Genomic DNA, 23,953 nt, shown 5'->3' on the forward strand with positions numbered 1-23,953 from the left:
GAGTTGGGGAGGAAATTAATTCTTTACCTATTTCTTTATTCGCCGTTCCCTGTTCCCTGTTCCCTGTTCCCTTCTTTATCAATTACCAATTTAAAAATTCATGCAAAGTCAAACAATTGACACCGCGAAACTTGAAGAGAATCATCATGTAGCAGCTTCAGCCCACGAAGCACATCCAGATCATCGTTTGTTTGGTTTGGTGATGTTTCTGATTGCTGAAGGGATGATTTTTGTAGGAATGTTCGGTGCTTATTTAGCTTTCCGTTCTACTTTACCTGCTTGGCCACCGGAAGGTACACCAGAGTTAGAACTTTTGTTACCTGGTGTGAATACGATCAATTTGATCGCCAGCAGTTTTGTCATGCACAATGCTGATACAGCAATCAAAAAGAATGATGCTAAGGGAATGCGGATCTGGTTAGCTATTACTGCGGCTATGGGTGCGATTTTCTTGGTCGGTCAGGTGTATGAATATACCCATCTGGAATTTGGTTTAACTACCAATTTGTTCGCTAGTGCTTTTTATGTGTTGACTGGGTTTCACGGTTTGCACGTAACTATCGGTGTTTTAGCGATTGTGGCGGTGTTATGGCGATCGCGTACTCCCGGACACTACAGCAATGAACACCATTTTGGCATTGAAGCTGCTGAATTATACTGGCACTTTGTAGATGTAATCTGGATCGTTTTGTTCGGATTACTATATTTACTGTAGGTATTTATTACTTAGGTATTCACTCCACCTGAATAATTTACAAACCCCCAGCCAGGGGTTTTTTTATTGTTAAATGATGTATTGTATGTAGGGCTTGCTGTTCGCGGAGCGTGCCGTCAGGCATATAAATCTCAAAACATTACAGGTAAACGATTTTAGCGATTTTGACTTTCAAAAAATGCAAGCTTTGATGAGGTGAGAACTGAAAAACCTTGCATTTAATTCCTGCTTCAAGGAAAAATAGTTCCCATCCAACTCTTGAAACTGTCACCTGTCACCTGTCACCTGTCACCTGTCTCCACGACAAGACTTTTATGGCTACGCCACGCTCCGCGAACAGCAAACCCTATGTAACAAAATGTAAAATTGCTAAAAACCTCTTCCCTCCCGCCTCCTGCCCCCTGCCTTGCCATAACGACAATTTTTAACGCTCACCTACTTATTTAATTTAAGAATAACTGCGGTTAACCTTAACTCTTATTAGCTCTTTCATATTGACGACGGTTTAGTAATTCTAGTTGTCCACCATATTCTTGAATCCAGGCAATTTGGCGGATGTAAAGTCCACGGAAGATATTAGCAAATAAAAGCGTAAAAATAGCTACAATCAAACCCGATGCAGTGGATACTAAAGCCTCACTAATCCCAGATGTAACATTAGCTGTTTTAGTGCCACCAATATTACCAATATCCAAAGAAGCAAAGGAAGTAATTAAACCCAAAACAGTACCAAGCAGTCCCAATAGAGGGGCAAGACCAATAATAGTATCAAAAATATTTTGAAATCTTTTCAGTAAGGGAATTTCTCCTTGTGCTTCACTTTCTAAAGCCAAGCGAAATTCTTCTGGGGTGGGTTCTTCTAATTCCAAAGCGGCTAAAAAAATCCGAGCGATGGGTAAATCAGCATTATTTTGTAAAATATCTAAAGCACTAACTACATTACCTTGACGATAGAACTTTAGGACTTCCCGAACGACTTGCTGTTGACGACCACTAATTTTGAACCAAAAAGTAATTCGTTCCAGAATTAATGCCACTGCTAGGACAGAAAAAAACAGTAGTGGCCAGATAACTATGCCACCGGCTGTCAATAAGTTACTAATGTTCATGTTTTGAATCTGCCATTGCGGCTAAAAACTGTTTAATTATGGTGATTAGTTGCTTGAGTTTAACAGGTTTTGTGAGATATTCTGTTGCACCAGCAGCTAGACATTTTTCTTTATCACCTGGCATTGCTAATGCCGTCAAGGCGATGATAGGAATATTAGCAAAATTGTGATCTAGTCGAATTTGTTCGATAGCTTCTAAACCATGAACTTCTGGCATTTGAATATCCATTAAAATTAAATCAGGAAATTGGCTTTTTGTTAGTGCGATCGCTTCTCTACCATTTTTGGCGACAATAATGCGGTATCCTGAAACTTCTAAATAATTAGAGATAGTAAAAATATTGGCTTCATTATCTTCCGCTAGTAAAATTAGGGGTGATTTTTTGGGACTTGAATAAAGGTCGGAGTTGAAATCAGATGATGTTTGACTTACTATTTCAGAGGTAATCTCACATAAATTAGTACAAGGTAAAAATACTGTAAAACAACTACCGACACCTACGGTGCTGTCAACCCTGACTTCACCACCATGTATTTCTACAATTCGCTTGACTAAAGATAATCCTAAACCAGTACCATTATATTGACGGTTTAAAGCACTATCTATTTGTACAAACGGCTGAAATAGTTTATGAAGATTTTCAGTGGCAATGCCAATACCAGTATCAATGACTTTAATAGCAATAAAACTTTTACAGGATGTAATTTCTGTTTCTGAAGCTATGGATTGATATGTTACTTCTAAGGTAATTTTGCCACCTTCTGGAGTAAATTTTACAGCGTTATTGAGTAAGTTAATTAAAACTTGGCGAATACGCCGCTCATCTACGAAAATTTCTGGAAGATTAGGTTGAATTTTGACTTCTAGTTGAATGATCTTTTGAAAGGCTTGTTGTTTAATAAATGCCAAACTAGATTGACAGACTTGTCTGATGTTTGTCGGTGTGTATTGTAATTCAATTTGCCCAGCTTCTATTTTTGATAAATCTAGGATATCGTTAATTAGTTCTAATAAATGTTTGCCGCTACGTTCAATCGTTTCTAAACCATGTCTTTGTTTTTCATTAATGCCTCCATAGGCCAAATCTTGTAAACCTTCTGAGATACCGAGAATAGCATTGAGGGGGGTGCGTAGTTCATGACTCATGTTAGCGAGAAATTCATCTTTGAGTCTGGTCGCGCGGGCGAGTTGTTCATTAAAAGCTGCTAGTTGTTTATTGTTTTCTTGGAGTTGAGTTTCTACTTGTTTGCGTTGACTAATATCGGATACTCTGACCAGGTTCATTTTTTGATTACCGATGGTAATTTCCTTGGCTGCTATGCTGCCCCAAAATAAATTTCCTGCCAAAGTTTTGTATTCTATTTCCCGACTCCAAACCCCATAGATGTTCATTTCATCCATAATTGCCTGGATTTCTGTGGGGGTAAATTGCTGTTTTTGTAGTGTATGTCCTTCAATATTAATGAGGTCGTTTTTACTGTTAGCGGCGAACATTTCTACTGCCCTTTGATTACAGTCTATGGTTTTTACGGTTTCTATATCCACTAAAAATAGAGCATCGGCTGATTCATTAAATACTGCTTGGAGTAAGTCTCGACTGCGGATAATTTCTGCTTCTGCTAGTTCACGTTCGTGTAGGGCGGCTTGTTGTTCTGTAATATCAACTAAATAACCAATGATTTCTACGGGTTTTCCAGCTTGATCGCGCAGGAGACGGAATTCATCTTCTATCCACCGATAATGACCATTTTTGTCACAGAAGCGATATTGATAGAGGTGATATTCCTGTGTTTCTAAATGGGATAGCTGTGTAAATAGTTCAGTTAAGTCGTCTGGATGGATGCGATTTAACCAAAAATCTGTTTCTTCTAACCATTGCTGTGCTGTGTAGCCAAGAACATGATGGACATTGTCGCTGATGAAGGTGGCTTGAAATTTTTGGGATGGTTGACAGGTATAAATAACTGCTGGACTACCTGAGAGAACAAATTGTAGACGTTCTTTGAGGTGTTGATTTTCTAGTTCTTCTTGTTTGCGATCGCTAATGTCAAAGTTAAGGCCGATCATCCGTTGTGCTTTTCCCTGCTGGTCACGCTGAATCAGAGAATAGGCTTTAATGTATTTGATTTGACCATCTGACCAAACAATTCTAAATTCTTCTTCAAAGTCTTTTTTACCTTCAATAGCTTCCTGGATCGCAAGGCGACAAAGTAAAATATCATCGGGGTGTATTCGGGCTTCCCAGTCTTGGTAATTACCTGTAAAGTCTGAGGGTTTGACTCCATAGATTTGGTACATTCGGTCATCCCAGATGAGACAGTCATTGACTATATCCCAGTCCCAGATACCAATTTGGGCTGATTTGATAGCTAGATCCAGTCGGTCTGAAAGGTTACGGAATGCAATTTCTATCTGTTTACGTTCACTAATGTCAATAATTAAGCCATCCCATAAAATATCACCGTTGGCTTGTTTTTCTGGTTGAGAGCAACCCTGTATCCATTTGAGTTGACCGGATGGGGTAATGATTCTGCCTTCCCATGACCATTGTTCTAGGTGAGTGGCTGAATGGCTAATAGATTCAAATAAGACAGGGATATCTTCTGGATGACCTAAATAAAATAAGTTATCGGCATTTTCCAGCACTGTAGCTGGTTCTATTTCATAGATTTCTTTACAGCGATCGCTCATATAAATAAATTCATGAGAACCGTCTGGATGGAGAACATATTGATACATTACCCCAGGGAGATTACTGGCAATGCGTTGGAATCGTACTTCATTTTGGCGTAATGTTTTTTCTGTTTGTTTGCGTGCGGTAATATCTCGATCCATGCCGCGATAGCCACAAAATTGGTTATTTTCGTCAAAAATGGGAACTCCGCTGGTTTCTAAAATAATTAATCTGCCATCTTTATGGAGGTTAGTGTTTTCTAAACATTGAAAGGGAGCTTGGACTGAAGCGAATTTTGTAAACTCTACCAATACTCTTTCGGCTTCATCTGGTGGCATAAAATCAAAGGGTGTTTTTCCTAATATCTCTGCGGGTGTATATCCCAAAATATGAATAATTTGTGGACTAGCGTAGGTGTAAATGCCAAATTCGTTGACTTCCCACACCCAATCACTGGATGTTTCTACCAAATTACGGAAGCGTTTTTCACTTTGTCTGAGTTCGGCTGTACGTTGACTAACTTGGGTTTCTAAGGAATAATTCTGTACAGATAGGATATGTAGTAGGCGATCGCGTTCCTGTTCTGCTATTTTATGTTCGGTGATGTCTTGGGCTATTGCACCAATACGATAGATATTGCCATTACTATCGTTGATGGGGAAGCATCGTCCCCATATCCAACGAATTGATCCATCGGCTCGAATAATACGGTACTCGGCGTTTACAAATTCCTTTTTACTAATGTTTTGATATTTACTATTAACGGATTGAATATCATCTGGGTGGATACTATCTTTCCATGAATTAGGGTTTTCATATAAGCTTTCCAGGGAATGTCCCCATATTTCTGTATATGCTGGGTTCACATAGAGTAATTGTCCAGATTCCACCTGACGCACCAGTATGACTTCTCGGCTGTTTTCTGCAAACTGTCGAAATCTCTCTTCACTTTCCCTAACTGCATTTTCTGACTGTTTGCGTTCGGTAATATCTTGAGTCATGATCATTCCTGCCACGACATTACCATACTGATCTCGGACAGGAATGTTATGTGTGATGTAGAGACGATCGCTATAAGCAATTTCAGATATTTTTGTTTCTCCTGCTAATGCTTGCTGTAAGTCAGGAGCAATAATTTCACATATTTCTGGTGTAAAAATTTCCCAAATTGTTTTTCCTTCCATTTCTGCTTTGTTCAAACCTACGGTGGCAAGTCCTAAACCCCCTACCAGTAGGTATCGCAGGTCATGATCAAATAATACTACTGCACCGTTGGGAAAGTTATCTACTAAGGTACGATAAAGTTGCTCACTTTGCCTCAACGCTTGTTCTGTTTTTTTTCTACTACTAATATCTGTGATAGTACCTACATAACCGATGATTTTGCCTGTGGAGTCTTGTTCTGGAACTGCTTGTCCAAACACCCAGTTTTCTACTCCATCTGATGCTTGAAAACGATATTCTAAACAGAAGATTTTACCTGTTTTTACCAGAAGACTCCATTCTGTTTCTACTATTTCTCTGTCTTCTGGGTGCAATGCTTTTTTCCACCCATTTCCTGCTGCTTCTAAAAATGTTAATCCTGTAATTGCACACCATTTAGGATTAACGTACAAAAAATTTCCCTGACTATCAGCACGGTAAATCCCCACAGGGGCTGAGGTTGTCAATGCTGCATATCTTCCTTCACTTTCTTGTAATGCCTGTTCTATTTCTTTCCGTTCTGTAATATCTTCATAGCTGCCTAAAATACCAATAATCTCACCATCAGGGTTTTGCAATGGGATTTTATTAGTATGTATATATCTGGAAATGTTGCCGATTTTTGTGATTTTTTCTTCGATCTTAAATTTGGGTTGGCCAGACTCTATAACGATGCGATCATCTTGTTGATAAGATTTTGCCTGTTCTTGCCATGGCATATCAAAGTCTGTTTTACCAATGATTTCTGCGGTGGAAGATAATCCAGCATCTAATAGTAGTTGACGGTTGCAACCTAAAAAGTGACTATTTTTATCTTTCCAAAATATAGCCATTGGTAAACTATCCATGACTACCTGCAAAAGCATTTGACTTTCTTGAAATGCCTTTTCTGTTTGTTGATAAATCATGGCATTTTCTTTGACTGTGGTAATGTCTCTGGCTGCCCAAATTACTGCTTCTGTGGAAATTGGGGAAACTTTGGCACTAAACCAAACTCTTTTTTTGTTAATCTGTAAGCTATATTCACATTCTGAAGTTTGTTGCGTTTTTAAAGTTTCTTTAATTAAATTCACAAACTGCTCTGCTATCTGACTAGGAAAAATTTCATAAACTGTTTTACCTAGTAACTCTGTAGCTGGTTTATAAAGTTTTTCTGCTGCGGTGGGAGCAATTTTTAGATAGCGTCCCTGTTGATCTAAGACTAAAATTACATCTACCATGGCATTAAAAAGTCCCCGCAGTTCTGTTTCTGAAGTTTGCAGGTCTGTTAGCACTTTTTGGTGTTCCTTTTCCAGACATTTTTTTGCGGTAATATCTCGCCCTTCTGGAATCAGCATGACTACTTTTCCGGTTTCATCTTGCAGGGGACGTAGAGAAAAATCTATGGTGGCTATCTGACTTCCTGCACCTAAAATGTCTACTTCGTAACGGATAAATTCACCTTGAGCAGCCAGGGCGATCGCTTGTTTTAATTCCTTTTGCGTTGCTGTGGAAATTGTCCACCAGTAAGTTTCCCAAAATGGTTTATTAACAACATCTTCTAATTCTAAACCGCCGAATTTTAAGGCTTTTTGGTTGACTTCTAATAAAATTCCTTGAGTTGTCAATAGTCCGATAAATTGAAAGCTATTATTGAAAATAGCTTGAAATCTCCTCTCACTGGCTTGTACTTTTTCTTCTAATATAAGATTGCTATTTTGAAGATTTTTATACAGTTCTGCTTGTTTAATGACTAGGGCTAAATGTACTGAAAGTTGCTGAAGTAAATCTATTTCATATTTTTTCCATTCACGGGTACTGCTGCATTGATGAGCAATTAATAAACCCCATAAATATTCTCTACCTTTATGATTTTGTTGCTTATTGTTTGGTTCTTGAGTTAATATAATTGGCACAGTTAAATGAGCTTTAACTTGATATTGTTCCAGTAAATTAATATGATATTCTGTTAATCCGGCATCATAAATATCATTGATTACTTTGATTTTTCCTTGTAGATAATCTTTTCCTTGCTTTGCTTGAAAGTTATTATCTTTAACTTGATTATTTATGAATTTTTGACAATTTTGTACCACTGATTCTGCGATAATTTCACTATTCATTTGATGATCAAATCTGTAGACTATCACTCGATCGGCAATTAAAAACTGCTGTACTTCTGCTACTGCTGTTTGTAGAATTTCTTGTAGATTTAAACCCTGACGAATACGCAGTAGGATACTTGATAGTAATTGTTGTTGTCCTTCTTGTATCCGCAGTTGTTTTAATAATTGATTTTTCTCTAATATTTTATGAATAGAACTGCAAAGTCTGTAAGCAGTCATTTTACTTTTAACTATATAATCATCAACTCCATTTTTCATGGCTTCCACTGCTATGGTTGCGTCATTATGTTCTGCTACCATGATGACTGGAATTTCTGACTGCTCAGATTTTAACTGGTTAATAAATTCTAATCCATCTAAGTCTGCTAGTTGATGGTTGATGAGTATTAAGTCTGGTGTAGTTTTTAGTAGTTGGTTGAATGCTTCTGCTGCTGTTTCTACTTCAATAATATTATAAGTGGCAAATCTATCTTCACTTAAATAGTGGCAATATAGCAACCTATCTTCTGGCAAATCTGCCAAAATCATGATTGAGTAATGGTATATTGCCATAGAACCTCATTAGTAATTGTTAACAGTTAGGTGTACATTAGCATAAGTGCTATTTTTAAGGTATCACACTTGACAATTACTCACAATCATAAAACATTATCTATTTTCAGTAGTCAATTTTATACTTTTACTACTGCTTTTGAAAGTTAATATTCTCTGTTGAGTTCCTCAATTTACTTTTGCTACTACATCTACTCCATCACTTTTTAGTTTTCCATCTTCCATATAAATGATGCGATCTGCTATATCTAAAATCCGGTTATCGTGGGTAACTAGCAAAATTGTGCAAGCTTGTTCTTTGGCTAATTTTTGCATTAATTCTACTACATCACGTCCAGATTGTTTATCTAAAGAAGCGGTGGGTTCGTCTGCTAATACTATTTGGGGATGACTAACTAAAGCTCTGGCGATCGCTATTCTTTGTTTTTGTCCTCCTGATAAATCTTCTGGATAGTAATCTATTTTATCTCCTAAACCTACTGCTTCTAACATGACTTTGGCTTTGGCGTTAATATCTTGGTTGAGATATTTATCATGCAATTCTAAGGACATTCGCACATTTTCTTTGGCTGTTAAAAATGTCATTAAGTTATGGGCTTGAAAAATATAACCGATTTGCCGACGCAATTTAGTTAATTTATTTTTACTTGCTCCTAATATTTCCTGATCTAATATTTTCAAACTCCCTTCTTGAGCAGAACGTAAACCACCCATCAATGATAATAAAGTTGTTTTACCTGATCCAGATGGCCCTGTCATAATCACTATTTCTCCAGATTTTATTTCCAGGTTAATATTAAATAAAACCTGTTTTTTTAATGTTCCTGTGCCAAAATAATGATTAATATTAGCAACTTTAATCACGGTTTTAGCTGTTGTTAATGATTGAGAGTAAGTGTCTAACATGATTTCTTGATAGTAATTTATAGTAATTTTCTCAAAGTTAAATTTGGGCTGATTTTAAAAAATTTCCGCAGGATCAGCAGAGCGTAATTTCCGCAAAGCGATCGCCCCAGAAACACTACACATAATTACAGTTAAAATAAATACTGTTACTGCCCGATCTACTTTCATGGAAATGGGTAACATGGTAGCAGCAAAGGTAAGTTGATATAATCCAAAGGATAGAAAAAATGCAGGTAAATAACCTAAAATAGCTAAAACTAAAGCCTCTTGAATTAAAACTCCTAACAGATAGTTATCTGTATAACCCATTGCTTTGAGAGTTGCATATTCTGGTAAATGATCGGAAACATCAGCATAGAGAATTTGGTAAACAATAACTATACCCACAATAAATCCTACTGCTACACCTAAACCAAAAATAAAACCAATTCCTGTACCATTTGCCCAATAATTTTTTTCTTTTTGAGCAAAATCTTCTGGTGTTCCCACTTCTACAAAGGGATTTTTAGGATCAGGATTTAATCCTATTCTTAATATTGCTTTGATTTTTTCAACATCTGCGCCTGGTTTGAGATTGATTAAACCTACTTCAATTTGTTCTGGTTTCCTATTCGGAAATAAATTCAAAAATGTAGAATGACTAGTAATAACATTACCATCAGCAGCAAAGGAAGCACCATTACTAAATACACCTTTGACGTTAACAGCTTTGCTATTTAGTTCTGTTTGAAAAGTGCCAGTTTTTTGAAAAATATCCCCTACCGCACCATATTCTGGACGGCCAGCTTGATCAAACATTACCTGATGCAATGCTTTAAGCTCATCTTTTTTTTGTTGTACTTCTGGAAATTTCAAGCCTGGTTGATTTGGATCTACACCCCACACTAAAATAGCTCTATCAATGCGTGTTTTGGGGTTGCGCCATTCTCCCGTACCAATATAAACAGAATTAACTGATTCTATCCCATCATAACTTAATGTTTGATAAAGCTTTTGCCGCGAAAAACTTTTCACTGAAAATAAAGTATTAAACTGGGGATTAATTAATACTAAATCTGCTGATAAATTTCGATGCGGTTGAATGGCAGCATCAAATAATGCACTTTCAAAACCCATCTGAATAAATATCAGCATATCAGCAAAAGTGATTCCTGCAACAGCCACGGCTAACCGGGTTTTCTCTTTCATTAGCTGTCGCAAAGCTAAAGGTGTTTTTCGGAATAGTTTATTGGTCATTAGTTATTAGTTATTAGTCATTAGTTAATATAGGACTCCTATTTGAATTTTGATAGCTTGCGTGGCGTAGCCATACAAAATTAGGTATTGTAGGGTGTGTTAGAACGGAGTTCGTAACGCACCATTATCAAGGGTTTGGTGCGTTAGCGATAGCTTAACGCACCCTACGTATCTTTTCAAGAATCAAATATTATTCCTATAGTTATTAGTTGTTAATCATTAGTTATTGGGAATTCTTAAAAGTGAAGAATTACAACTCAATAGCTGTTTGTACTTGTAAATTAGTTAAATTGGCAACTTTTTTACTGTCTTCAGAATTCAGACGAATTTTTACTTCTATAACTCGACTATCTAAATTTTCTCCTGGTTGGTTACTAAACACATTTTGACGATTAACTTGTAAACCAATTTGTGTAACTTTTCCCCTCAATTCACCGGTAAATGAAGGACTGCGAATAATAGCATTTTGCCCTAGTTTGATTTTACTGATATCTGTTTGATAAACTTCCGCTACTGCTAACATTTGCTCAGTTTGTGCAAAGTCTGCAATACCAGATTCACTGATTTTTTCACCAATACGAGTATGTATTTTGAGTATTTTTCCTGTCATGGGAGCGCGAATAAATGCTGCTTCTAAGTCGGTTTTGGCACGATTTAAATTAGCGATCGCACTGTCTACTTCTGTTTTTGCTAAATTCACATCTACAGGACGAATTTCGGCAATGCTGTTCAGTGTGGCTTGCGCTTCATTAATTTGTTTATTACTGGTTTTATTAATTCTATTTAATGCTACTTTCGCTGCTGCTAATTGTTTACTTGCTGTGGTATTAATGCGGTTCAGAACTGCCTGGGATTCACTTAATTGTTGTTTAGCAGTTTCTAGATTTAAAAGTTTACTATCAATTAAAGAATTAGACACTGCTCCTTCTGCATATAATTTTTGATAACGTTGATATTCTGATTCAGCATTATTCAGTTCTGCGGTTAATTTGTTAATTGTTGCTTGTTGGGCAATTCTATCACCTTGCCATTGTGCTTCTATCTGGGCAATATTCTCTTGTTGGGCATTTTTATCACCTTCATATTGGGCTTTTATTCTTTCTAAATTAGCTGTTTGTGCCTGAATATCTCCCAATTTAGCCCCGGCTTTAATTTGCTCTAGTTTAGCTGTAGCAACTCTGACTTCCTTTTCTGCCTGTAAAACAGCATTTTGCAATTTGTCTCGTGAATCTAAAATGGCAATTATTTCTCCTGTTTTTACTATGTCACCTTCTTTAAATAAAATTTTTGCTACCCTATCTCCATCTAATGCTAAAGGTGCTGATAACTTAATAACTTCCGTAGCTGGTTCTAGTCTACCTAATGCTGTGACTTTACTAGGAATAGGAGTAGTTTCTGTTAATTCTCCTGTCGTAGCATTGCTAACTTTACTAAATCTAGAAACTCCATAAACTGCAATGCCAGATGTAATTGTAGTAGCTACTAAAACTAAGGCAATTAAACCTGGATTGGCAGGTTTAAATAATAACTTATAATTCATAATTATTCCCTAAATGAAAAACCTGTGGCTAATTAATAAAACTCACTATTTTTCTGTAAATAAGCTGTCAACATTTCTCCTAGAAGTTGGCATTGTTCCAGAAAGTTTATGGTTTCATCACCCCATAATTTTTCTAGAATTACTCCATTCACGAAACTCAATACAAATGAGGCTAAAACTTGATTTTCAATTCCCAAAAATTCACAGGTTGCTTGTTGATATCTTTTATTGGCACGTTTGAAAACTGTGCTGTTATTAAGCATGATTTTTGAGTCTTGGTTTTGATAAAAATCAACCCATACATAGGTCCACTTGATCAGGTAATCTTCATTTTTGACTAGATAATTACCCAAGGCTGTCATCATTTCTGGGAGGTTATTTTTTCCTCCTAATTCTGCTAAGGCTGTAATGACATCCTGCTCACTAATTTCTGCTACCAATTGTTCAAATAAAGCTTGTTTACTAGGAAAGTAGTGATATAGCGTACCCGTAGAAACGTTTAAACCTTGAGCAATTTGCCGCATGGTGATTGCCCCATAACCTTTTTCGGCAAATAAGTCAAAACATTTGACAATTAGTTCTTTGCGGTATTGTTCATGGTCTACGATTTTGGGCATGGGTGAGCTTTTTTATATCGAACGATTGTTATTAATTAATATAACAAAATATTAACAGAGTTGTCAAGTCGTGAGGGGTTGAGAAATAAATTCATAATTTCAGTAATTACCGTATTTTATCGTTAAATAGGAGACATTAAATTTAGGTTCACAAATTTTAGATATTTTTGGGAAAATTCTGTAGTTGTGAGTGTATCTAACCAGACATTGGCGGGTAATCCACAAATGGCTTAAAAGCTGACAATGCTAGAATTAAGCAACAAAAGCTGTCGAACAAATATCTACATTAGTAATAACTCTAAATATTGTTTCAGATAAGAAAAATGAAAAACCAACCACAAGATCAGGAAAACTTATTATCCAAAAGACATGATCAAGCAGCATGGAAAAAAGCAGCAGCTTCTTTCTCTTTGGTGCTGCTGGGATCAGGGATGACCTTTGCCGGTGGCTATTTAGCAGATAACCAACAGCAAGTAGCTGAAACTGCCTCTAGACTGGCTGTAGAAAAGGTAAATGCAGCCACACCATTACCAGGCAATACCGATCCCAATTTCATTACCAGAGTTGTAGAGAAAGTGGGGCCTGCGGTGGTGAGAATTAACTCTTCTCGCACAGTGAAAGCTGAACTACCGGAAGAGTTTAATGATCCCTTTTTCCGGCGCTTTTTCGGTTCAAAAATTCCCTTAGAAGGAGAAAATCGAGTAGAAAGGGGGACTGGTTCAGGTTTTATTATTAGTAACAATGGACGTATTCTTACCAATGCTCATGTGGTAGATGGTGCGGATACTGTGACTGTCACCCTCAAAGACGGACGTACTTTTAACGGTAAGGTGATCGGAAGAGATGAATTAACGGATGTAGCTGTGGTAAAAATTGAGGCAAACAACTTACCTACAGTAGCTTTGGGTAATTCAGATACACTACAACCAGGACAATGGGCGATCGCAATTGGTAATCCCTTGGGTTTAGATAACAGTGTAACCACGGGAATTATCAGTGCAACAGGGCGCACCAGTAATCAAGTAGGTGTTCCTGACAAAAGAGTTCAATTTATTCAAACCGATGCAGCAATTAACCCTGGTAATTCCGGTGGTCCGTTGTTAAATGCTCGTGGAGAGGTGATTGGCATGAATACAGCCATCATTCGCGGAGCGCAAGGTTTAGGGTTTTCTATTCCCATCAACACTGCCCAAAGAATTTCTAATCAATTGATTACTACTGGTAAAGCTCAACACCCCTATCTAGGTATTCAGATGGTGGGTTTAACGGCTGAATTAAAACAACGAATTAACTCAGATCCCAACAGTAATTTAACGGTAAGTGATGATCAGGGTGTATTAATTGTCAAAGTTATGCCCGACTCACCCGCAGCTAAAGCCGGAGTACGTGCTGGGGATGTGATCAAAAAGCTGAATGGTCAATCAGTTGTTGATACGAATGCTGTACAAAGAGCGGTGGAAGAAACACAAGTTGGGGGTAATGTGCGCTTAGATTTGCGTCGCAACGGCAAAAATATTAACATTGCTGTCAAACCCGGTACTTTCCCCACAAACCTTCAATAATATAGTAGGTGACAGGTGACAGGTGACAGGTAACAGGTGACAGGTAACAGGTGACAGAGCTAGAAGTCTTTCAGTGTCTAAGTTTTAGTTCTGCTTAATGTCTTAACTGCCTTGTCCATTGCTATAAATAGGAAGGACTTGATGAATAAATCTAAAAGCCTTACAAGTAAAAGGGTTTAACTCTTGTCCTGACTCCTGACTCCTGACTCCTAACTCCTAACCCTAAATAAAAAAATTGGGGCGGGGTAATCCCGCCTCAAAATTGAAGTTGTAAGGAATATTAAAAGTTTAAACAGTAGGAAATACTCAAAGCAAATATAGTCAAAAGTAACGGAATTACTGTGTGGGCTTCCAATTGCCTATTTTTCAGAATTTTGAAACAAGATATGGGAATAATTAAAGGCCAGAAGATAGTAGTTATTAAAGACATCACAAAGGATAAAAATTTCTCTTCTGGGGTAGAGGCAGGTTGTCGTAGGGAAAAGCGAAACCAATTGGAAAAGAAATAGCAAGTCATTAGTGAATAAGTAATCACTAAAGTCAATTGGATTTTAGTCACTTTTAGCACTCCTTATTACCTATGATGAACAGGGGCTTAATATTGAGAACTAGATGAAGTGCGATAACTGTAACCTATATTAGAATCTTTTTGGATGTATTGTTTAATATTATCAAAATCCATGAAGTAATCAGCAACATCAATGAGGTTATCGCTAGTCATACCTTGCAGTCCAATCACTTCTACTCTAGATCCTAATCTACTGACTGCATTAACAGCATAAGCTAAATCACCATCTCCACTGACTAAAACTGCTGTATCGTAGTATGGAGCTAGAGTAATCATATCTACGGCAATTTCGACGTTTAAATTGGGTTTTTTACCATTTTCTGGCACTGCAAGTATATCTTTCGTAACTACACGATATCCATTACGACGCATCCACAGGAGAAAACCCTGTTGTTTTTCTTTACTAGCATCAACTCCAGTGTAAAAGAAGGCACGCAAAAGGCGAGAAGTTTGAGTTAAACGACACAGTAATTTAACGTAGTCAATTTCAATTCCTAATTGTAAAGCTGCATGGAAAAGGTTTAATCCATCAATAAAAATTGCCACTCGGCCGCGATTTAGATCATCTCCAATGTTCATGTCGTTAATATTTTCCTGGGGCTTTTTGATATCTCGGCCTTTGACAGAGGTTTTAATTGCAGGTCGTCCTTGCCAATGCGGTTTTTCTTTAAGTTCTTTATATTCGTTTGTTGTTTTGTTAAAATTATTAAGAATCATTGATACCTCTGGATTTTAAATGGGAATGTTTCTGATAGATTTTTGATATGGTAATCTCTGTTAATCACTCAATGTATTAAGCTTGACTGAGGTTTTCAAAACGTCACTTATGCTACACTAAAAATTAAGTATGAATCTAGCTTAAGTATAGCTGTCGCTAATTTCACAACTTTCGTGATTAACTTAGCGGAAAAATTTGTAGAAATACTAGCTGTAAATAAACTCAAGTTAAGGTGTAATTCAGGAGTAATTGCTCTACAGAATCATTAAGGTTATGGAGATTGATGAACTACATTTCAGGCGGAAGTTAGTTTTGCGCTTTCAATGTTTGGTATGCTAGTGGTGGTTAAGCCTTGAACTGTGAGAACGGAGCAATGGGCATGATGAAGAACATAGTTGCTGATACTCCCTAAAAAAGCTTCGCTGATACCACTACGACCCCGACGACCGACTATAATTAAGTCAGCTGACCAGTTTAAAGCTAGTTCGCAGATCAGGCGACCCGCATCACCGGCAGTTTGGGTAAACTCAGTTTCAACACCATTGTTAACCGCTGTTTGAGCCAGCGATCGCAACCAGCTTAATCTATCTTGCTTGAGTTCGTCCCAAGCTTGTATATACTGAACAACAGTATCTGTGTGCAATGTGGGATAGATTGCTTCTGGTTGTAAAAATATCGGGTTGATGTAAGGGTCTTCCACAGGGGATAAAACGTGAAGCAACATGACCTTTGCCTGACTTGCTTTTGCCAAAAATAAGGCTTGTTCAAAAATATACTGACTTCTGTCAGATTTGTCTAGTGCCACTAAAATTTTGTCAAACATAGTTTAGTATTCCTTTAGGAGTATCTAATATCTATACTTTTTGTGATTTTGTTCTGATACTGCTTGAGCTATATTGGCCATATTAATCAATTTTTTTGTAAATGAAATATTTATGGGTTCATGATAACTCACATTCAGGCTAAGTATAGATATTGTAATTTTGTTGTAAGAATTGAGGAGATCAAGAAATCAAAATTTTCGATAAATTGATGAATTATTGTCCAGTTTTTATTTGTGTCATAACTGTTAAAAAGCTGAAGGCTGACCAGTAACCTAAAAGCTAAAATACAATACCTAAAATCCATACAATGGTCGAATTTCACAACCGCACAGAAGCAGGAAGAATGTTAGCACAAAGTTTAATGGATTATGCTAACCATCAAGATTTGTTGGTTTTAGCCTTACCCCGTGGGGGCGTACCAGTGGCATTTGAAGTAGCTCAAGCCTTAAATGCACCTTTAGATGTTTGTATTGTCAGAAAACTGGGTGTACCTGGTCACAAGGAATTAGCAATGGGAGCAATAGCTGCTGGGGATATAGGAATATTAAATTATGATGTGATCAATACTTTAGGTATAGACAAAGAGACAATCAAGATAGTTGGGGCTGAAGAATTACAAGAATTGCAGCGCCGCGATCGCAAATATCGAGGAGATGCTCCACCAATCAACATTAAAAATAAAACAGTAATTCTCATAGATGATGGCATTGCTACTGGTTCAACTATCCGTGCTGCTATTACTTTGATTAAACAACAGCAACCTGCCAAATTAATTATTGGAGTTCCAGTTGCACCAGCAAGCACCTATGAAGAGTTGAAGTTAGAAGTAGATGAAATAGTGTCTTTAATGACCCCAAAAATAATGTCTGCTATTGGCTTATGGTATGAGGACTTTTCTCAAACTACTGATGAAGAAGTTGAAGAACTTTTAAGATTAGGAGGTAGGAGAAGATAAATAAACCAATAATCAATGACTAATGATTAATGATTAATAACTCATAACTAACTAACTAACTAATAACATGAATAATAAAAAATTGTGGAATGTCTTGGAACAAATAGTGACTATTGAGGAGGGATTTATCAAACTCAAAGGTGAGTTGTTTCTTCCTACAGAAGCCAAGGGAATTGTTATCTTCGCTCAGAATGGTGGTAGTAGTCGCTATAGTAACCGCAACCATTATTTAGCACATTTATTGCATCAACAGGAAGGACTAGCAACTATATTAGTAGATTTATTGACAGCAGAAGAAGAGACTATTGATCAACGTACTCAACATTTTAGTCATGATATTAATTTTCTGGCTGCGCGGTTAATTAACATAACTGACTGGTTATTTCAAAACCCTCTTACGCATGATTTAAAAGTTGGTTACTTTGGTATAAATAAGGGTAGTGGATCGGCATTTTTAGCCGCTATAGCTCGCCCTCAAAATGTAGGAGCGATAGTTTGCCGTAGTGGTTATACTGATTTAGTCAGTGAGAGTCTTTGTGATGTGCAAGCTCCAACTTTGTTAATTGTTGGTGGTAATGACTGTACAATAATCGCTATGAATGAGGATGCAATGGCACAAATTCCTACTCATCATAAAAAACTGGAAATTATTCCTGAAGCTAGTCATAAATTTAGTGAACCTGGAGCAATTGAGGAAGTAGCAAGATTATCAAGTCAATGGTTTAAACATTATTTTTCACAAACTGAAAAACAGGAATTGCATTTACATGGGATGCTATTATCGGAGTAAAAATAAAGTTACTAATCATTGACAATAATTAATATGTATCTTTATGAAAGATGAATAGGCATTTGAATAATGAATTGTGTTCCTTTTCCTGGTGTCGAAACAAAATCTAGTGTACCGTGATGTTTTCTGATAATTTCGTAGCTGATTGATAAACCTAAACCTGTTCCTTTACCTACAGGCTTGGTAGTATAAAAAGGTTCAAAAATATGTTTTTGAACTGATTCAGGGATACCATTACCATTGTCACTAATAGATATTTCTAGCTGTTGATGATTATTTATAGCAGTAGTAATAGTAATAATATTAGGATTATTGAGAATTTCTTTATAGGAAGAATGACTATTTTTTTCTTCTAGAGCATCAATAGCATTAATCAAGATATTCATAAATACTTGATTTAGTTGCCCTGCGTAACATTCTACTGTTGATAAATTACCATATCTTTTAATAACTCTAATTTTTTGATGTTCAGTTTTAGCTTGTAGACGATGTTCTAAAATCATTAATGTACTATCAATTCCTGCGTGAATATCAACTGATTTCACCTCAGATTCATCCATCCGAGAAAATGTCCGCAGCAGTCTAACTATTTCTCTAATTCTCTCAGTTCCTGCTTTCATTGATAAAAATAGTTTTGGTAAATCTTCTTTAACAAATTCTATTTCGTATTCAGAAATTATTTTTTGGATTTCGGGTGTAGCATTAGGAAATTCTCGCTGGTATAACTTGAGTATAAATAATAAAATATTGATGTGATTATCTAAATGTTCAATATTACCGTAAATAAAACTGATAGGGTTATTAATTTCATGGGCAACACCAGCTACCATTTGACCAAGACTGAGCATTTTTTCATGATGAATTAACTGGCTTTGCGAATGTTTAAATTCTGCTAAGTGAATTTCTAATTCTTTTTTTGTCTGTCTATTTTCTTCTTGAATTTTTATAAATTTAGCTAGTGTTGAGTGATAGATATTGACACTAAAAAAAACAAATAACGAACCGAAAAAGAAAACAACACCTGTTAAGATAGGAATTAAATCAAGTATTTTATAGACAAACAGAAAAAAAGCAATTAAGTAACCCAGAACGAAGAATATCATTAAATAAAGTAAGGCTTGCCAATTTTTTTTCTCCTGATTAGATTGAAGTAATTTGAGAATATGATAAGTTTTGAAAATTGATAGTATCATAATTCCCGCACCTATCATAATAAATGTAGGAATTACATTGAAAAGCACAGGAGAAACTTTCATTAGTAAAAAATAGATGCAGAGGTTATTGAGTTACAGCATATTGGCAGTATTGGCAGTGAAATAAGTACAAATTTTGATCACAAATTTTTGTACTATAAGGGTTTTACTGCTTAATGCTGATAGCTGTTGGTTTAGCTTGCTATATGACTCCTATGTCGTCACGCAAGCTATAAGTATAAGCTACTGTAAATGGTTGATTAATAGTTTTGCCAAGGCATTACTTTTTTCACCCATGCTAAGTATAGCACTGACACTAACAGGCATAAATATTATGTATATGTAAGATTTGCTTTCAATTTACCTGATAATTAAGTATCATGAAATAACAAACAATACAATCAAATAAAAATCTGATTAGTTGTATGGTCTACTTTTTGGATAGGTTAAGAATAGAGATATGATATTAAGTTATACATGGTAGGTATTGTATAAAAAGTAGCAGCTATTTTTATAAACTCCAGCCCAAGGTATCAGCTACTTGAACGGCTAATTCTAGTGGCTTAAATGGTTTGGCGATCGCGCTTTTCATCCCTAACTGAGCATAGCGACGACGATCAGCATCTTGAATTTTTGCGGTTAACAAAATTACTGGAATTTCTTTTGTATTTGGGTTGGCTTGTAGATTTGCAAAGGCAGCAATTCCATCCATATCTGGCATCATCACATCTAGTAAAATCGCATCTGGTTGGTAATTTTCTGCTTTAGTGATTCCCTCTTTTCCAGAACTAGCAGTGATCACTTCCCAATCGGCAACAGTTTCCAAACAAATCTTGGTTATTTCTTGGATATACTCCTCATTATCAACTACTAAAATCCGCTTTTTAGCCATTATTAATACCCATGATTAAATTTGTGTTGTTTATAGTCAAGATAATCAATGGTAAATATTATCACAATTTTGACAATTATTCTATTGACAAAAAAAGTATGATTAGTTCTTGCGATTTTAATAATTTTGAGTCATTCTTTGCAATAAGTACATTACCTTTTCTTCAAATTCCTTAGTTGTAACTCTTCCTTTTGTTAAAAATTCTGTGTGTCCTAATTTTAGACGATGGCGTTCTGAATCATCTAAATCTTGAGCAGAATAAACAACTACAGGAATATTACAAAGTTGATTATGTTTTTTCAACCAATCTACAACTGTAAAACCATCACTTTCTGGTAAAATCACATCAAGAATGAGTAAATCAGGATTAACTTTTTGACTGAGATGAATAGCTTCTCTGCCAGTTTTAGCAAGAAAAGTATCAATGTTATGTCTTTCAAATACCGTGACTAACAAATCTGCGAGATCATGATCATCTTCAATAATCAGAATTCTCACTTTTTTAGATGGTTCAGATATGACTTTACTCAAAGAATTTAAAAGACTATTTTCTTTGACTGGCTTACTTAACCAATCTACAAAATCAGCACTAGATGAATCCATTTTGCTGGCTTTGTAGACACTACAAATTACAATTGGGATATCCTTAGTTTCAGGATTTGCTTTTAATAGTGCCATAGTTTCCCAACCATTCATTCCTGACATGAGTAAATCAAGTAAAATTACATCTGGATGTTGAGAAACTGCTTGTGCGATCGCCTCTTCACCTCGATCTACTGTGATTACTCTATAGCCGCCTTGTTCTAGCATTTGTTGTAATTCACTGCGAATAATTACATCATCATCACAGACTAAAACTAAGGGCGTATTTTGATAATAAATTACTGTTGATTCCATCACAGCAGGTTCTAAATCATCTATTTCATGATCCTGGTAAACAGGCAAATTCAAATAAAAGCTACTACCTTGATTAACCTCACTTTCCACCCAAATGTTGCCACCATGCTGCTGTACAATACTTTTACAAATAGCTAAACCTAAACCTGTACCATCATGATTACGTGAATCCGAAGAATCAACTTGTTGAAATCTTTCAAAAATACTATCTATTTTATCTTTTGGTATTCCCCTCCCAGTATCTTTAACTGTGATTAAAACATGATTTTCTTGATGTTCTGCTATTAAATAAACTGTAGAATCATCTGGAGAGAACTTAATAGCATTACTCAACAAATTAGTTAAAGTCTGGATAATTCGATCTGGATCAGCCCATAGTTTGACAGATAAACTAGAAATAGATAAAACTATTTTAGCCTGATTAGCTAAAGGCTGCATAATATTGACAGCAGACTGAATCAAATCCTCCAAATTGCAATTTTCCCGCTCCATTTTCACCTGACTAGACTCGATGCGCTCGATATCAAGAATGTCATTAATTAATCTGACTAATCTTTCTGTGCTATCAGTGGCAATTTGCAGTAAACGTTTACCCCGTTCTGAGTCTGTTGCTAACAAACCACTAGCTAAGATTCCTAAAGATCCATGAATTGAAGTTAGGGGAGTGCGTAATTCGTGACTAACTACAGAAACAAACTCATCTTTCATTTTCTCCACTTGTTTACGCTCAGTTATGTCACGTAAAATTACTGTGTAAACACATTCTTTACCAACATCTAGTTTAGAAATAGAAGCTTCTGCGGGAAATTCACTACCATCTTGGCGACGACCAAATATTTCTTTTCTTTCTCCCATTCTCCGAGCTTGACTAGAATGTGTACCAAAATCAGTAACATGATGACGGTGTTTTTCGGTAAAGCGGGTCGGTAATAATAAATCTAGTTTTGCACCTAAAACTTCTGGGGCAGAGTAACCAAAAATCTTTTCTGCACCATGGTTAAATAAAATAATAGCTTGACTACTATCAATAGAAATAATGGCATCATCTGCAATATTTAAAATGCCTTCAAATCGAGTTTGATAAATTCGCAGAGCTTCCTGTGTACGTGTTCTTTCATCTAATTCTGCCTGTAATTGATGATTAACAGTAGTTAACTCGGCTGTACGTTCAGCAACTCTTAATTCTAATTCGTCTATAAATTGAGCTTTATTTTTGCTATAATCAATTTTATTATCGTCATTTTTTGCTATTATTTTTAATATTTTCACCCGTTCTAATCTGTTGAAAATTCGGTTAACTAATTCTGCGCCAATTATAGGCTTACTCACAAAGTCATCAGCACCAATACTAAAAATTTTATTTACTGTATCTGCATCATTATGAACTGTTAAAAATAGAATTGGTAATTGAATTCCTTGGGGATCATTACGAACTATTTGGCATAACTCAATCCCATTTTTATCTGGCATTTCGATATCCAGAATTAACATATCTGGATTGATTTTTTGCCAGGTTGACAAAAATTCTAAAGGATCGCTAATAGCAATAATTTCTAATCCCCAAGGAGTCAATAATGCTACTAATAATTCTAGAATTTGTGGATCATCATCTACGACTAATATTTTTGCTTGAGTTGATTGCTGTGGTTCAATTAATAACTGCTGAGATTGTTGCTGGTTTTTATTTTCAATTTCTTGCCGTAGTAATTTTATCGAATTCTTGAGGTTATTTATTTCAGTTTTAGTTAAAATTCGCTCTAATTTTAATTTTAATAATTTTTCAATTTTTATTGCTAATTCTGAACCATAAGCCAAGCCAAAAGTACCTAGAGATCCTCTGAGAGTATGAGCCTGTGCTATGGCTTTTAACCAAAGTTCTGAGTGTAATTCTTGGTCACATTCTGAGTTAACAGCTTCTTCGATGATGCTAACTTGTTCTTCTACACGACCTTGAAATCTCTGCCAAATTTTCTCAATCGCTGTGATAGTTTGCTGGGATTTAAAATTCAGCTTTTTTTTGGTTACTTCTTTATTGTCTAGATGATTTCCCCCTTCCTCTTGGGGTTTAAGACGATAACCAATACCATATACTGTTTCTATTAAATCATGGGGCGCTCCCACTGATTTTAGTTTCATGCGTAAACCTTTAATGTGGGTACGCACTGCTTCTTCGCCTGGTGTATCTTCGTAAGACCAAAGATGCTCTAAAATCATCCCACAACTAAAAACTCGGCGATTATTTCGCATCAATAGTTCTAGTAAGGCATACTCTTTTGGTGTGAGGGAAAGTAGGTTGTTGTAATATGTGACTTCACAACTACTGGGATCTAATCGTAAATGCCCACCCCAATCTAATATGGGTTGTAAAGTAATGCTACCTCGTCTTAATAATGCTCTAACACGGGCTACCAGTTCTTCTGAATCAAAGGGTTTAACGACGTAATCATCAGCACCTGCATCTAGACCAACAGCTTTGTCTTTTGAACTATCACATCCTGTTAGTAATAAAATTGGTACTTGCCGACCACTTAAACGTATTTTTTTACATAAGCTAATACCGTCTAGCTTTGGTAACATGATATCTAAAAGGATGAGATCATAGTCGTAGGTATCAATTAAATCCCAGGCTACATCTCCATCATTGGCAATTTCTACTGCATAATTTTGTTCAGTCAGAATAGCACTCAGTGCATAGGCATTTAGCTGATCATCCTCAATAACTAAAATTTTCATTGAAAGCTGGCCCTGATATGATTGTTTTTAAAGGTACTGATATTCTAAAATAAGTCAATGCTAAAGCACATTGTGATATTTTTGTTTTTTTGTAATAAATTATTTATTTGTACAATTCATTTTTAATAAATTACATAATTTATGTTATGTACCCTAAGTATTA

16 protein-coding genes are annotated in these 23,953 nt (G+C 36.0%); 4 read left to right on the forward strand and 12 right to left on the reverse strand.

What is annotated here, in order from left to right:
* The first annotated feature begins 100 nt into the window (after positions 1–100).
* On the forward strand, positions 101–715 hold the full coding sequence (locus WJM97_RS11600; protein WP_353928963.1) for a heme-copper oxidase subunit III: 615 nt from the start codon (positions 101–103) through the stop codon (positions 713–715).
* A gap of 470 nt (positions 716–1,185) precedes the next feature.
* Here the strand turns inward: WJM97_RS11600 and WJM97_RS11605 are convergent, their stop codons facing one another.
* From WJM97_RS11605 to WJM97_RS11630, 6 genes are all read right to left on the reverse strand, one after another.
* Positions 1,186–1,824 carry a MotA/TolQ/ExbB proton channel family protein gene (locus tag WJM97_RS11605; protein WP_353928964.1) on the reverse strand — a complete coding sequence of 213 codons (639 nt, stop codon included), beginning with the start codon at positions 1,822–1,824 and terminating at the stop codon, positions 1,186–1,188.
* Positions 1,814–8,359 (reverse strand): PAS domain S-box protein, encoded by a 6,546-nt coding sequence (locus WJM97_RS11610; RefSeq protein ID WP_353928965.1) that lies wholly within the window; start codon positions 8,357–8,359, stop codon positions 1,814–1,816. Before WJM97_RS11610 ends, WJM97_RS11605 begins: the two co-directional genes overlap by 11 nt.
* A gap of 168 nt (positions 8,360–8,527) precedes the next feature.
* Positions 8,528–9,265, reverse strand: coding sequence for a DevA family ABC transporter ATP-binding protein (locus WJM97_RS11615; RefSeq protein ID WP_353928966.1), 738 nt, complete (start codon positions 9,263–9,265; stop codon positions 8,528–8,530).
* Between the two features lie 54 nt (positions 9,266–9,319).
* A complete protein-coding gene (gene devC, locus WJM97_RS11620; RefSeq protein ID WP_353928967.1) occupies positions 9,320–10,501 on the reverse strand; it encodes an ABC transporter permease DevC in 1,182 nt (393 codons plus the stop codon).
* Between the two features lie 250 nt (positions 10,502–10,751).
* Entirely contained in the window at positions 10,752–12,041 is a 1,290-nt protein-coding gene (locus WJM97_RS11625) for an ABC exporter membrane fusion protein (protein WP_353928968.1), read from the reverse strand.
* 32 nt (positions 12,042–12,073) lie between these two features.
* The gene (locus WJM97_RS11630) at positions 12,074–12,658 is read right to left on the reverse strand and encodes a TetR/AcrR family transcriptional regulator (protein ID WP_353928969.1); all 585 of its coding nucleotides are present in this window, start codon (positions 12,656–12,658) and stop codon (positions 12,074–12,076) included.
* Between the two features lie 323 nt (positions 12,659–12,981).
* On the opposite strand from WJM97_RS11630, the gene WJM97_RS11635 reads away from it, so the two are divergent.
* Entirely contained in the window at positions 12,982–14,220 is a 1,239-nt protein-coding gene (locus WJM97_RS11635; protein ID WP_353928970.1) for an HhoA/HhoB/HtrA family serine endopeptidase, read from the forward strand.
* Positions 14,221–14,500: 280 nt separating this feature from the next.
* Here the strand turns inward: WJM97_RS11635 and WJM97_RS11640 are convergent, their stop codons facing one another.
* The 3 genes from WJM97_RS11640 to WJM97_RS11650 form a co-directional block, all read right to left on the reverse strand.
* Positions 14,501–14,779 carry a hypothetical protein gene (locus WJM97_RS11640; RefSeq protein ID WP_353928971.1) on the reverse strand — a complete coding sequence of 93 codons (279 nt, stop codon included), beginning with the start codon at positions 14,777–14,779 and terminating at the stop codon, positions 14,501–14,503.
* A gap of 36 nt (positions 14,780–14,815) precedes the next feature.
* Positions 14,816–15,505, reverse strand: a complete 690-nt coding sequence (locus WJM97_RS11645) for an NYN domain-containing protein (protein WP_353928972.1) — start codon at positions 15,503–15,505, stop codon at positions 14,816–14,818.
* A 296-nt stretch (positions 15,506–15,801) separates the two neighbouring features.
* The gene (locus WJM97_RS11650) at positions 15,802–16,329 is read right to left on the reverse strand and encodes a universal stress protein (protein ID WP_353928973.1); all 528 of its coding nucleotides are present in this window, start codon (positions 16,327–16,329) and stop codon (positions 15,802–15,804) included.
* A 308-nt stretch (positions 16,330–16,637) separates the two neighbouring features.
* Between WJM97_RS11650 and WJM97_RS11655 the strand changes: the two genes are divergently transcribed.
* Both WJM97_RS11655 and WJM97_RS11660 read left to right on the forward strand, forming a co-directional pair.
* Positions 16,638–17,285, forward strand: a complete 648-nt coding sequence (locus WJM97_RS11655) for a phosphoribosyltransferase (RefSeq protein ID WP_353928974.1) — start codon at positions 16,638–16,640, stop codon at positions 17,283–17,285.
* Positions 17,286–17,352: 67 nt separating this feature from the next.
* Entirely contained in the window at positions 17,353–18,075 is a 723-nt protein-coding gene (locus tag WJM97_RS11660) for a hypothetical protein (protein WP_353928975.1), read from the forward strand.
* 41 nt (positions 18,076–18,116) lie between these two features.
* Here WJM97_RS11660 and WJM97_RS11665 read toward each other — a convergent pair whose 3' ends face one another.
* The 3 genes from WJM97_RS11665 to WJM97_RS11675 form a co-directional block, all read right to left on the reverse strand.
* A complete protein-coding gene (locus tag WJM97_RS11665) occupies positions 18,117–19,331 on the reverse strand; it encodes an ATP-binding protein (protein WP_353928976.1) in 1,215 nt (404 codons plus the stop codon).
* Between the two features lie 448 nt (positions 19,332–19,779).
* Positions 19,780–20,160 carry a response regulator gene (locus tag WJM97_RS11670; protein ID WP_353928977.1) on the reverse strand — a complete coding sequence of 127 codons (381 nt, stop codon included), beginning with the start codon at positions 20,158–20,160 and terminating at the stop codon, positions 19,780–19,782.
* Between the two features lie 117 nt (positions 20,161–20,277).
* Positions 20,278–23,790 (reverse strand): response regulator, encoded by a 3,513-nt coding sequence (locus WJM97_RS11675; protein ID WP_353928978.1) that lies wholly within the window; start codon positions 23,788–23,790, stop codon positions 20,278–20,280.
* Positions 23,791–23,953: the final 163 nt, after the last annotated feature.

Source organism: Okeanomitos corallinicola TIOX110, from assembly GCF_038050375.1.
Taxonomy (GTDB): domain Bacteria; phylum Cyanobacteriota; class Cyanobacteriia; order Cyanobacteriales; family Nostocaceae; genus Okeanomitos; species Okeanomitos corallinicola.